This is a genomic window from Paraburkholderia sp. GAS206C, from assembly GCF_050435645.1.
Classification (GTDB): domain Bacteria; phylum Pseudomonadota; class Gammaproteobacteria; order Burkholderiales; family Burkholderiaceae; genus Paraburkholderia; species Paraburkholderia phenazinium_B.
This window is the reverse complement of sequence record NZ_JBNDKR010000002.1, coordinates 565160-576930: the sequence shown is the minus strand read 5'-3', so window position 1 is coordinate 576930 and position 11771 is coordinate 565160. Positions and strand designations below refer to the sequence as shown.

The window sequence follows — 11771 nt, the reverse complement described above, 5'->3', positions numbered from 1 at the left end:
ATGGTTTAGGATTCCAGTTTATGAAGGATTCTTCAGCTTTACCATTCGCATATGGATAGCAAGCACGCCCGGGCGCTCACGCCAAGAAAGACGCCACGTCAGGCCCGTTCAACGGTCACCGTCGACGCAGTATTCGAAGCCACCATTCAGGTTTTGCTGAGCGAGGGCGCGCAGCGTCTGACCACCACCCGCGTGGCGGAGCGGGCCGGCGTCTCGGTGGGCACGCTGTACCAGTACTACCCGAACAAGCAGGCGCTTCTCTATGCGGTGATGCAGCGTCACCTCGAGCACGTCGCCACAGCCGTCGAGCAGGCCTGCGAGCGGCATCATCACGTACCGCTCGGTACGATGGTGCAGGGGCTCGTGCATGCATTCGTCGCGGCCAAGACGGCTCGCGTGGACGAAGCCCGGGCGCTGTACCTCGTGGCCGCCGAGCTGAACGCCGCCGAACTGGTGCTCGAGATCTCCGGACGGACGCGGCGCGCGACCTCGGCGATGCTGACAACGGCGACCGACGCCTCGTTCGAGGATCTGCCAACCGTGACCTTCATGGTCAACAGCGCCATGGTCGGGGCGACCCGTGCGGTGCTCGAGGGCCGCGCGCCGCCGAAAATGCTCCGGGTGCTGCGCGAACAGCTGATCACGCTATGCGAGGCTTATCTGAAGCGCGTGGCGCTGCCCGTGACGGCGCGAGGCGAGAAAGCGCGCAAGACTGCGTGAAAGGACAGGGTGAACAGCTCGTTTCCGATGAAAAGAGCGCGTCGTCAGCCTCGCCTGCCGAAATTTGGCGTGGTCAAATTGCGTCCCCATTGGCTGTTTGTACTTTTTGTTGTACGGCGTGCGCCTGATTGTTGGCGTGACGAGCAAGGATGTGTTTCCCCGCTTTGACGAAGCGTTGCCATTTCGGGCCCGCTGGCCCCGCGAAGCGCCCGCGCCTTGAGGGTAGCGGAAGCAAGGCCGGCAGCGCGGAAAGCGTTGCCACGCGGTGCTTTTGCCCGCCTGACAAGGCAGATCGCAGGCGCAGCGAGTGACCCCCGAATCCACCGGATCAGCACGGCCGAGGCAGCCCGAAAGCCGACCATTATGTCAAGGTCTGGAAGCGTATTCTGGTAAACACGCCTATACTCACGGGCGCGCCCTAAAAGTAGTCCGTGGGCCGCGTCGGAGTCCGGTGCGCATTCGTCTGCAGTTCCCGACGGTGCAATCCAGCTGGCTCAGCGCGACCGACGCTCTGTTTACCAATTCACCAAGCACCACCTCAGATATGTCTACATCGCCGAAGATCATCTACACCCTTACCGACGAAGCGCCAGCTCTGGCGACCTACTCGCTGCTGCCGATTGTGAAGGCTTTCACGCGCTCATCGAACGTTGCTGTGGAAACACGCGACATCTCGCTGGCCGGCCGCATCATCGCCGTGTTTCCGGACTATCTGACTGCGGAACAGAAAGGGTCCGACGATCTCGCCGAACTCGGCGCGCTGACCACCCGTCCCGAAGCGAACATCATCAAGCTGCCGAACATCAGCGCTTCGGTGCCGCAACTGAAGGCCGCGATCGCCGAACTGCGCGATCAGGGCTACAAGCTGCCGTCCTATCCGGACGTCGCCACGACCGACGAAGAGAAAGACGTCAAGGCCCGCTACGACAAGATCAAGGGCTCGGCCGTGAACCCGGTGCTGCGCGAAGGCAATTCGGATCGCCGGGCGCCGTTGTCGGTCAAGAACTACGCCCGCAAGCATCCGCACAAGATGGGTGCATGGAGCGCGGACTCGAAGTCGCACGTCGCGCACATGAACAACGGCGATTTCTACGGCAGCGAAAAATCCGCGTTGATCGGCGCAGCCGGCAACGTGAAGATCGAACTGACTGCCGCTGATGGCAGCAAGACGGTTCTGAAAGAAAAGACCGCGGTGAAGGCTGGCGAAATCATCGACGCGTCGGTGCTGAGCAAGAAAGCGCTGAGCAGCTTCATCGAAGCGCAGATCGCCGACGCGAAGGCCAACAACGTGCTGTTCTCGGTGCACCTGAAGGCCACCATGATGAAGGTCTCGGACCCGATCATCTTCGGCATCGTGGTCTCGGTGTTCTACAAGGACGTGCTGGCCAAACACGCGGATGCGCTGGCGAAGGTCGGCTTCAATCCGAACAACGGTATCGGCGACCTGTACGCACGCCTGAAGGATCTGCCGGAGCAAACGCGCGACGCGATCGAAGCCGACATCAAGGCGCAATACGAACAACGTCCGCATCTGGCGATGGTCAACTCGGACAAGGGCATCACGAGCCTGCATGTACCGAGCGACGTGATCGTCGACGCGTCGATGCCTGCCATGATCCGCGAGTCGGGCAAGATGTGGGGCGCCGATGGCGCGCTGCACGACGCCAAGGCAGTGATCCCGGACCGTTGCTATGCCGACGTGTATCAGGCTGTGATCGAAGACTGCAAGAAGCATGGCGCGTTCGATCCGGTCACGATGGGCAGCGTGCCCAACGTCGGCCTGATGGCGCAAGCGGCGGAAGAATACGGCTCACACGACAAGACATTCCAGATCAAGGCGAACGGTGTGGTCCGCGTGACCGACGAAGCCGGCACTGTCCTGCTCGAGCAGACGGTTGAGGAAGGCGACATCTTCCGCATGTGCCAGACCAAGGACGCGCCGATCCAGGATTGGGTCAAGCTGGCGGTGAACCGCGCCCGCGCGAGCAACACGCCAGCCGTGTTCTGGCTGGACGCAGCACGCGCGCACGATGCGCAGATCATCAAGAAGGTCGAGACGTACCTGAAGGACCACGACACGAGCGGTCTGGATATCCGTATCCTGACGCCGGTCGAAGCCACGAAGTTCTCGATCGATCGCATTCGTGCCGGCAAGGACACGATCTCGGTCACCGGCAACGTGCTGCGTGACTACCTGACCGACCTGTTCCCGATCATGGAGCTGGGCACGAGCGCGAAGATGCTGTCGATCGTGCCGCTGATGGAAGGTGGCGGCCTGTTCGAAACAGGCGCTGGCGGTTCGGCGCCGAAGCACGTTCAGCAGCTCGTCGAAGAAGGCTTCCTGCGTTGGGACTCGCTCGGCGAATTCCTGGCGCTCGCCGCTTCGCTCGAACATCTGAGCAACGCGTATCACAACCCGAAGGCGCAGGTTCTGGCGAAGACGCTCGACCAGGCTACCGGCAAGTTCCTCGACAACGACAAGTCGCCGGCACGCAAGGTTGGCGGTATCGACAACCGTGGCAGCCACTTCTACCTGGCCTTGTATTGGGCCGAGGCGCTGGCTGCGCAAACGGAAGACGCTCAGTTGCAGGCTCAGTTCGCTGGTGTGGCGAAAGAACTGGCTGCGAACGAAGCGAAGATCGTTGAGGAACTGGCTGCAGTGCAAGGCAAGCCGGCAGACATCGGCGGTTACTATCGTCCGAATACCGACCTGACGAGCAAGGCCATGCGTCCGAGCGCGACGCTCAACGCGATCGTGGATGCGGTTGCGTAAGGTTCGGCTTCGGTTGTAGCTGGCTGGACGTTAGAGCTGGAGGCAGTAGAAAGAAAATGGCGCCCTCGGGCGCCATTTTCGTTGTGGCGGGGCGTGCCTCGCCGTGATCTGTTCAACTGTCGTAGGCGGCCCCACCTAAGCGGTCCCACCTAAGCGGCCCTACTACCTAGGCGGCCCTACCTAGGCGGCCCCATCAAACGTGAACGATTTCCCAGTCGCCGATCTTCTCCGGTATCTCGAGCATCGAAGTATCAGCCTCGGAGAGATGCGGACAGCACACACCATTGGCGAGGTCGTCGGCGGCCTGCTGAGGGCTGGCAAATGCGCCAAGCGTCTCGTTGCCGAACGAAGCTTCCCAGCCGTCCTTGCCGGGCAAAATGTAGAACGATCCTTCCGTCGAACCAAAGCGAAAGCCTTTCATTTTTCGTCTCCCGATCATCGTAAAAAAATGCATTTGCCTGGCTGACCTGCGTGCGGGACGCGGGCCGATCCTGGGATGGTCTTCGCGGGTCGGCTACCGTGGCCCGCTAAAACCAGTCGTCCAGAACGCCGGCTCATGTAAAAGAGTCTACGTGAGCGAGTCGCCAGGACAGCACGGATAGTGAGATCGGCATATAAAAAATTATCTATAAAAAACAATAACTTATTGTATTTGTTCCGGATTGTGGAATGTGGGACGGCATTGCGAAACGGCTGGTTTGTGCCATGCACCACGATTTTTTGTAGTGCAATGGATCGTTCCACATCGTGAAATTTCCCGATATTTGGTCGTTCGGTGCGGCGCTTCGGGATGGACCGTTAAGGGAGCGCTTCCTCCTTCGTCCCGTCCTGATCGGCGGAGGAAGCAACAACGCCCCGGCAAATGCGTTGGGAATACCCGTTCGGGCATAATGCGCCGATGTTGATGACCTGGTGAAGCTGACATGCTTTATGACCAATCGTGGATGGGTTACGGCATCGTCGGCGGTATGGAAGCGGGAGCGATTGCGGCGGTGATCGGATTCTTTGTGCTGCTGCTGCTGCACTGGCTGACGCGCAAGCAACCGTGGAGCCATGGCCGCGAGCTCGCCGTGGCTTATCTGCTGTCCGTGCTGCCCAGTTCCAGCGGCGATTTGTGGAACATGTTCTATTTCAACTACGCTGACCTCCAGTCGCCGGCTCTGATGCGCGCGTCCCTTGCCGGAATTCACGATCCGGACGGCATCGGCACACGCGTGCTATGCGAGTTCCTGGGTGTGGCGGTGGGAGTATCGTTGGCTTGGGCTTTGATGTTTTGGCGCGATCGTTCGCGCGCCGGCAGCGCATGACATCGCTTCATGCGATAGGTAGATAACCCGGTCGTTCAGCGGAAAACCCGCATGCCGCCTGGCGCACGGGCATCCGCTTGAGCGAGGGCTCTACGTGGCGCTGCCGTAGAAAACATCCAGCGTCGGAAACGCAGCCTGCCCGCGCAGGCAGTCCCACAGGTAGATTGCGAATCCCGGGTCTCCGGTCCAAAGCGAATAGCGCAATTGTCCGTAAGCCGCTTCATCAGCCTCAGTCTGCGCAATGCCATGCATCGCAAATGCCCTCGCGCGCTGGAGCCATTTGATATCGCCGGTACGCTGGTAGAGCACCAGAAACGCATAACCATTGCCGCCCGTCCCGTGACACAGGTTGGAGCCCTTCGCTAGCGGTCCCGCAGCCCATGTCGCCTCACCACCCGCAAGCAGCAGCGAATCCAGTTCACGGCTCGGCAACTGCGCGAGGCAGACAATGAAACCAGGTGCGCCATGGCACAACTGCATGAGCCAGCGCGGCGTGCGGCCTTCCGGTAGCGTGAGAAACGCGCGCCAGCTTGCGTGGTTGTCCTCGAGCGTCGCGGTGCGTTGCACGGTATTGACGATGCGTTGTTCCCATTCGCTCCAGCTGGCGGCGTCGAGCAGATGGCGACCGCGAATCAGCGGCAACGCAGTTCCCACGAAACCATGCACGCCGTCGAGATAAGTCGTCCGCGAGCCATACATGTCCTGCGTCCAGTAGTGGCAGCCATGTTCCTCCGACCACTTCAGTTCGCTCGCCAGTTGCGCAGCGGTCTTTCGAAACAGCTCGGCCCAGCGTTCGTCCCGAGTGTGCTCATGAAGGAACGAAGCGGCGAGCAGCGTGCCCGGCGAACCCCACATGAGCTCGCGGGTGGGATTGTCGAGATTGCCATTGATCTGATCGGCAAGCTGCCCAGCCAACGCTTCGCTCGGCGTGCGTCCGTATTCGAGCATCAGCCACGGCGTTTCGCCCATCATCCACGAAGCGAAGAATGTGCACGCTTCCTTTTCGAGCCACCGCCGATTCAACGTGCGCAGCGTTGCCGCATGCGCCAACGGATCGCGCTGAAGCTTGACCGCGCCAACCGCTTCAAGATAGCCAAGTGCCCAAACGACTCCACACGCGCCGTGATAAAGCGGCGTTAGCGGCGCGCGTGGATTATCTTCATCGCTGCCGTCGCGAGGGTGGGCCGGCCACAGTCCGTCCTCGTTCATCTGAGTTTCCGTTTGGCTGACGATCCGGGCGATGCAATCTCTCACCCGTGTTTCATCCCATTCGATTGCTTGCAGAGGCTCGTGACGGCTCGGATCGAAAAGCATGCATACCTCGCTAGAAATAGAAAAGAGGGTGGCGTCGCGCGGGCATCAGCGGATGTCATGCGCGGCGAATCGATGGGCGCGTCGAACGTGTGTTGAACGTCGAATCCGCTTGCGCAACGACTGACGCTGTCCGATCATTTAGCCCTCGCCGCCCTGACCGATGCCGATGATGCCTCAGGACGCGCACGTTGTCGAAAGGCGCCAGATTCCGCATCATTTGTGCGGTTTGCATTGATGCGTTCAACATGAATTAACTCGGAGGAGGGAAGGCATGACCTACGCGCTTTATTATTCGCCCGGCGCGGCGAGCATGGCGGTTCACTGGATGCTGCTCGAGGCGGGCATTCCCTTCGAGGCCCGGCTGATCAATATCGACGAGGGCGCGCAACACGACCCCGAGTATCGGCGTCTCAATCCAGCAGGCCGCGTGCCGACGCTCATCGTCGACGGTGTGCCGCGCCACGAATCCGCCGCCTTGCTGATGTTGCTCGCCGAGCGTCATCCGGATGCCGGTCTTGCGCCGGCGCCCGGCTCACCTGATCGCGCCGAGTGGTTCGAGCTGATGGTATTCATGGCCAATACCGTGCTCCCGGCAATGCGTGACTGGTTTTACGCCGACGAGGACGGCGACCCCGCTGGTGCCGAAGCAGTGCAGGCGCTCGCGCAGCGCCGTATTGAGCAGTCTTGGGAGCGGCTCGACGCGCTGGTCGCCGACGGCCGCAACTGGCTGGTGGGTGGAAAGCTCAGTACAGCAGATTTTCTTGCGGTGATGCTGATGCGCTGGTCGCGCAACCTGCCGTGCAAGGCTACGAACTGGCCGCACCTGGTGCCCTATATCCAGCGCTTGCGCGCGGTGCCGTCGTTTATCGAGCTGAACACGAGAGAGGGCTTGAGCAACTGGAGCAATCCGGCGAGCTAGCGCGAACCAGGGACGCGTCTATCAGTCGACGCGGATTCCAGAACCACGAGAGACTGCAGCAGCGCCGAGGTTAGAACCCCGCTTTTATGATTCCACTAGTCGAAGGGTTACGAGTCGCGGTAATCTTGCCGCGCCTCGTTCCTTTGGAAGCGTAAATGACAGCAACGAAGAGTTTGACACTGACAAAGAATTTGATACCAACAAAATCTGTTCTTGCCTTAACGCTCGCAGTCGCGTTTGTCTCCTCCGCCGCCTGTTCGCCTGCATGGGCGGCCGACGGCCCGCCCGTCGCCCCGGTACGTCCCGTCACCGATACCTACTTCGGCACACCAGTAGTGGACAACTACCGCTACATGGAAAACCTGAAAGACCCGCAGGTCCAGCACTGGATGAAAGCGCAGGCGACCTACACGCGCAAGGTGCTCGATGCGATTCCAGGCCGTGCCGCGCTGGCGAAGCGCATCCTTGCACTCGGCGGAAAGGATCTGCGCCGCGATGCATTTACACGCCGCGGCGAGCGGCTCTTTTACGAAGTGATGGACCCAGGCGCCAACCTGCCCAAGCTCGCGTATCGCGATGGCATCAACGGCGAGGAACACGTTCTGGTCGACCCGGCGAAGCTCGCGAAAGATCGCGCGCATCACTTCGCGCTCGACTGGTTCTCGCCGTCGTGGGATGGTCGTTACGTGGCTTATGGCGTTTCCGAAGGCGGCTCGGAAGAGAGCGTGCTGCACATCGTCGATCTGAGCACCGGGACGCAGCTTGCCGAGAGCATCGACCGTACTTCCGATTGCGTGGTCTCCTGGCGCGACGACAACCGCTCGTTCTTCTATCTGCGCTATCCGAAGATCGGCCCCGACACGCCGCCATCGCAATCCGAATATAACGCGGTGACGCGCCTTCACGTACTTGGCCAGAATACCGATGGCGAGGGCGACGTGGCGGTGTTCGGCAAGGGCGTATCCGCGAGTCTCGATGTGCCGGAAGGCCAGGCGACTTACGTGTTGCTGACGCCGGATTCGCCGTACGCGGTGGCGGTTGCCAATCACAACATGGACGACGCGCCGAACTCGTTTTACGTCGCACCGCTCGCGCAGATCGATGGTGCGCAGACCCCGTGGCAACAGATCGCCGCGCCCAGGGATGGCGTGACCGCTGTGCGGCTGCACGGCGACAAACTCTACTTCCTGTCGAACAAGGGTGCTTCCCGCTATCAGATCCTGTCGACGCCGCTTGCGCATCCGGACATCGCGCACGCCGACGTGGTGGTGCCCGAAGGCCCGAACGTGATCGACTCGTTCTATCTCGCCAGCGACGCGATGTATATCAGCGAACGTGCGGGCCCGAGCTTTCAGCTCAAGCGCGTATCGTTCGACGGCAAGGACACGCAGACGATCGGCTTACCGTTCGAGGGCAGCATCTCGAGCCTGACCACCGATCCGCGTCAGCCGGGCGTCCTGTTCGACCTGCAGGGCTGGGTCAAGGCACCGCGCGAACTGGCCTACGATCCAGCTACCCACGCGGCTACCGACACTGGTCTGATTCCGCCAGCGAAGACCGAGTCGGACGACATCGAGGCACACGACGAGTTCGCTACCAGTTACGACGGCACGCGCATTCCGGTATCGATCATCGCCAGGAAGGGCACGGTGCGGGACGGCTCGCATCCAACCATCGTGACGGGCTACGCCAGCTATGGCACTTCGTCGGATCCGTACTATGACCCAACCTTGCAGGCGTGGATCGAGCGCGGCGGCATCGTCGCGGTCTCGCATATGCGCGGCGGCGGCGAGTACGGCGATGCGTGGCATCGTGCCGGACAGAAGCTCACGAAGATCAACACGCTGCTCGATTTCGTCGCCTCGGCGCAATACATGGCCGACCAGCACTACACGCAACCGAAGTTGCTCGCAGCGAACAGCGCGAGCGCAGGTGGCATCGTGATGGGCGGTGCGCTCGAGATCGACCCGGGCCTGTTCCGCGTGATTCTCGATGACGTCGGCGACTCCGACACGCTGCGCTCCGAAACCGAGCCCAACGGACCGCCGAACGTGCCAGAGTTCGGATCGACCTCGACGGAAAGCGGTTTTCACGGCCTCTATTCGATGAGTTCCTATGCTCACGTGCATGACGGCACACCCTATCCGGCGGTGTTGTTCACCACTGGCGCCAACGATCCGCGGGTGGCGTCCTGGCACATGCTGAAGATGACGGCGCGCGTGCAGGCAGCGACCAGCAGCGGGCGCCCGGTGCTGTTGCGAGTCGACTATGACGCGGGCCATGGCATCGGCTCCAGCCTGTCGCAAGAGGCCGATCAGCTCGCCGACGAGTGGTCGTTCGCACTCTGGCAGATGGGCGAGCCTGGCTTTCAGCCGAAGCGTTAGCACGGTGATGGCGCTTTATTGACCCTCTAGTCGTCCAGCCGCAAGTCGCGGTAATCTTGCGGCGCCTCATTCTTTTGGAAGCTCGAATGAAACAGAACAAGTCTTTTCTGGCTGTAACGCTTGCTGCTACCCTGCTCGCCGCCAACGGTGCGGCGCAGGCTGCCGATGGCCCGCCGGTGGCGCCCGTGCGCCCGGTCACCGATACCTACTTCGGTACGCCGGTGGTGGACAATTACCGCTACATGGAAAACCTGAAGGACCCGGAAGTCCAAAGCTGGATGAAAGGGCAGGCAGCTTACACCCGTAAGGTGCTGGACGCGATCCCCGGTCGCGCATCGCTTGCACATAGCATCGAATCGCTGATGGGCAACGATCTGCATCGCGGCGAATTCATGCGTCGCGGTGACCGGATCTTTTATGAGGTGCTGGAGCCGGGCGCCAATCTGCCCAAGCTCGCGTATCGCGACGGCGTGAACGGCGAGGAACACGTCCTCGTCGATCCGGCGAAGCTCGCCACGGACAGCGCGCATCACTTCGCGCTCGACTGGTATTCGCCGTCGTGGGACGGTCGCTATGTCGCTTACGGCATCTCCGCCGGTGGCTCGGAAAAGAGCGTACTGCACGTGATCGATCTGCAGACCGGCAACGATCTTGCCGAAGTGATCGACCGCACGAGCGATTGCGTCGTCTCCTGGCGCAAGGACAACCAGTCGTTCTTCTATCTGCGCTATCCGAAACCCGGCCCGGACACGCCGCTCTCGAAGACCGAGTACAACGCGGTGACGTACATCCACGTGCTCGGCCAGAACACCAACGGCGATGGCGACGAGGCCGTGTTCGGCCGCGGCGTCTCGCCGAAGCTCGATGTTGCCGAAGGCCAGGGGACCTATGTGTTGCTGGCGCCGGATTCGCCGTACGCGGTCGCGGTGGTGAATCACAACATGGACAACAACCCGAACATCTTCTACGTTGCGCGGCTCGATCAGATCCATGGCGCGGATACGCCCTGGAAAAAGATTGCGGACACGGATGACGGCGTAACGGATGTGCAGCTGCGCGGCGATCGCCTGTATCTGCTGAGCGAGAAGGGTGCTTCGCGCTTCCAGATTCTGTCGCTGCCGGCGGCGCATCCGGATCTCGCAACGGCCGATGTAGTCGTGCCGCAAGGCACGAACGTGATCGACGCGTTCACGCTGGGTAGCGACGCGATGTATATCGGCGAGCGGGCGGGCGGCAGCTTCGAGTTGAAGCGCGTGTCGTTCGACGGCAAGGACACGCAGTCGATCGATCTGCCTTTCGCGGGCAGGGTAGCGGGCCTGACGGCCGATCCACGTCAGCCGGGTGCGCTGTTCAACCTGCAGGGCTGGGTCAAGGCGCCGCGTGAGTACGCCTACGATCCGAAGACCAATGCTGCCACTGACACCGGCCTGATTCCGCCTTCGAAGACGGAATCGGACGATATCGAGGCTCACGATGAATTCGCCACTAGCTACGACGGTACGCGCATTCCGGTGTCGATCATCGCTCAGAAAGGTGTGAAGCGCGACGGCTCGCATCCGACCATCGTGTTCGGCTACGGCAGCTATGGGTTGTCGATGGATCCGGTGTACCGTCCGCAATGGAAGGCGTGGGTCGACCACGGCGGCATCGTCGCGGTGTCGCATATGCGCGGCGGTGGCGAGTACGGCGACACGTGGCACCGTGCGGGTCAGAAGCTCTGGAAGATCAACACCATGCTCGATTTCAACGCGAGCGCGCAATACATGATCGACCAGCATTACACGCAGTCGAAATACCTGGGCGCGAACAGTGCCAGCGCCGGCGGTATCGTGATGGGCGGCGCGATGGAGATCAACCCGGCGCTGTTCCGCGTGGTGATGGACGACGTGGGGCTGTCCGACGCGCTGCGCTTCGAAACCGAGCCCAATGGGCCGCCGAACGTGCCTGAAATGGGTTCGTCGTCGGATGAAGCGGGCTTCCATGGTCTCTATGCGATGAGTGCTTATGCGCATATCCATGACGGCACGCCGTACCCCGCTGTCATCTTCACGACGGGCGCCAACGATCCGCGTGTGTCCTCATGGCACATGCTGAAGATGGCGGCGCGCATGCAGGCAGCGACGAGCAGTGGCCGGCCGGTGTTGTTGCGCATAGACTTCGACGCGGGCCACGGAATGGGCTCGAGCATGTCGCAGCGTGCCAACCTGCTGGCCGATGAGTGGGCGTTTGCGCTGTGGCAGATGGGTGAGCCGGGCTTCCAGCCGAAGCACTAAGCCGGTGGGGGACTGGGCGTCGGCGGTTCGGCGTCTGGTCCCCGTGTGCGTTGTTGCGACTCGCGTGTCGTTGAGGAATCG

At 61.6% G+C, this 11771-nt stretch carries 8 protein-coding genes; 6 read left to right on the top strand and 2 right to left on the bottom strand.

The window, feature by feature from the left end:
• Positions 1–51: 51 nt before the first annotated feature.
• Entirely contained in the window at positions 52–720 is a 669-nt protein-coding gene (locus P3T20_RS06940) for a TetR/AcrR family transcriptional regulator (RefSeq protein ID WP_429286508.1), read from the top strand.
• Positions 721–1264: 544 nt separating this feature from the next.
• The gene (locus P3T20_RS06935) at positions 1265–3493 is read left to right on the top strand and encodes an NADP-dependent isocitrate dehydrogenase (protein ID WP_429286507.1); all 2229 of its coding nucleotides are present in this window, start codon (positions 1265–1267) and stop codon (positions 3491–3493) included.
• A gap of 193 nt (positions 3494–3686) precedes the next feature.
• On the opposite strand, the gene P3T20_RS06930 is transcribed toward P3T20_RS06935, so the two are convergent.
• Positions 3687–3914: a hypothetical protein gene (locus P3T20_RS06930; RefSeq protein WP_074265746.1), complete on the bottom strand. Its 228-nt coding sequence runs from the start codon at positions 3912–3914 to the stop codon at positions 3687–3689.
• Between the two features lie 502 nt (positions 3915–4416).
• On the opposite strand from P3T20_RS06930, the gene P3T20_RS06925 reads away from it, so the two are divergent.
• Entirely contained in the window at positions 4417–4800 is a 384-nt protein-coding gene (locus P3T20_RS06925; protein ID WP_429286506.1) for a hypothetical protein, read from the top strand.
• Between the two features lie 90 nt (positions 4801–4890).
• Here P3T20_RS06925 and P3T20_RS06920 read toward each other — a convergent pair whose 3' ends face one another.
• On the bottom strand, positions 4891–6009 hold the full coding sequence (locus P3T20_RS06920; protein WP_429286505.1) for a lanthionine synthetase C family protein: 1119 nt from the start codon (positions 6007–6009) through the stop codon (positions 4891–4893).
• A 376-nt stretch (positions 6010–6385) separates the two neighbouring features.
• Here P3T20_RS06920 and P3T20_RS06915 point away from each other — a divergent pair, with 376 nt between their 5' ends.
• The 3 genes from P3T20_RS06915 to P3T20_RS06905 all read left to right on the top strand — a co-directional run bounded on the left by P3T20_RS06915 (position 6386) and on the right by P3T20_RS06905 (position 11690).
• Positions 6386–7033 (top strand): glutathione S-transferase family protein, encoded by a 648-nt coding sequence (locus tag P3T20_RS06915; RefSeq protein ID WP_429286504.1) that lies wholly within the window; start codon positions 6386–6388, stop codon positions 7031–7033.
• Positions 7034–7224: 191 nt separating this feature from the next.
• On the top strand, positions 7225–9417 hold the full coding sequence (locus P3T20_RS06910; protein WP_429286503.1) for a prolyl oligopeptidase family serine peptidase: 2193 nt from the start codon (positions 7225–7227) through the stop codon (positions 9415–9417).
• An 86-nt stretch (positions 9418–9503) separates the two neighbouring features.
• On the top strand, positions 9504–11690 hold the full coding sequence (locus tag P3T20_RS06905) for a prolyl oligopeptidase family serine peptidase (protein WP_429286502.1): 2187 nt from the start codon (positions 9504–9506) through the stop codon (positions 11688–11690).
• Positions 11691–11771 lie beyond the last annotated feature (81 nt).